General features: G+C 61.0%; 1 protein-coding gene. It reads left to right on the top strand.

What is annotated here, in order from left to right; translation table 11 throughout:
* Positions 1-93 precede the first annotated feature (93 nt).
* A protein-coding gene (locus AC13QO_RS29895; RefSeq protein ID WP_198175470.1) for an IS630 family transposase occupies positions 94-1039 on the top strand; the annotation gives its coding sequence in 2 pieces (ribosomal slippage) (positions 94-432 and positions 434-1039; 945 coding nt in all).
* Positions 1040-1054: the final 15 nt, after the last annotated feature.

Below are 1054 nucleotides of genomic sequence, written 5' to 3' on the forward strand. Positions count from 1 at the left end.
TAGAGTCGGTCAGCTTTAAGCTGAATCGCAACGGGATTCCCTTTTTGCTTCGGTTGTGATTCAACATCATTGCTGGTGGGGAGGCCAGCAACGATGGCGCGACCTCTTTCCGTGGATTTACGCAAGCGCATTGCCGACGCACTTGCCGAGGGCATGACAGTGCGGGCGGCCGCCTTGCGCTTTGGGGTATCGGCGGCGACGGCAGTGCGGATCGGTCAGCTTGACCGATCCGGGCGTGGTTTGGCGCCGGCCAAGATGGGTGGGCATGTCAAACCCATGCTGTGTGGCGCGGCGGCCGATGAGGTTCACCGCCGCCTGGCGGCCAAAGCCGATTGGACGGTGCGGGCGCTTGCCGTCGATCTGAAGGTGGCAGGCATCCATGTCTCTCATGACACGGTTTGGCGTTTCTTGCGCCGTGAAGGCAAGACATTTAAAAAAAACGCTGATCGCCAGCGAGCAGGACAGGCCGAAGGTGGCGCGGTTCCGGAGCCGCTGGAAGACCCATCAACATCGACTTGATCCGGACCGCCTGGTGTTCGTTGACGAAACCTGGGTCAAAACCAACATGACGCGCACCCGCGGCTGGTGTCAGCGTGGGCAGCCGCTGATCGCCGGAATACCGCATGGCCATTGGAAAACGCTGACCTTCCTCGCCGGGCTGCGCCACGACCGCATCGTCGCGCCTTTCGTGCTCGATGGCCCGATCAACGGCACCGCTTTCACCGCCTGGGTCGAGCAATGCCTGGCACCAACCCTCAATCGCGGCGATATCGTCATCCTCGACAATCTCGGCAGCCACAAGGGCAAGCCGGCGCGCAACGCCATCCGCAATGCCGGCGCCCACCTGTTCTTCTTGCCGCCCTACAGCCCTGATCTCAATCCGATCGAGATGATGTTCGCCAAACTCAAGACTCTGCTGCGCAAGGCCGACGAGCGTAGCGTCGAAGCGACATGGCGGCGCGTCGGTGAAGTCCTCAAAGCATTCAGCCCGCGCGAATGCGCCGCCTATCTCAGGCATGCAGGATATGTTTCAACATAAACCTGACAGACTCTA

The sequence above is a fragment of the Rhizobium sp. CNPSo 3670 genome, from assembly GCF_057784555.1.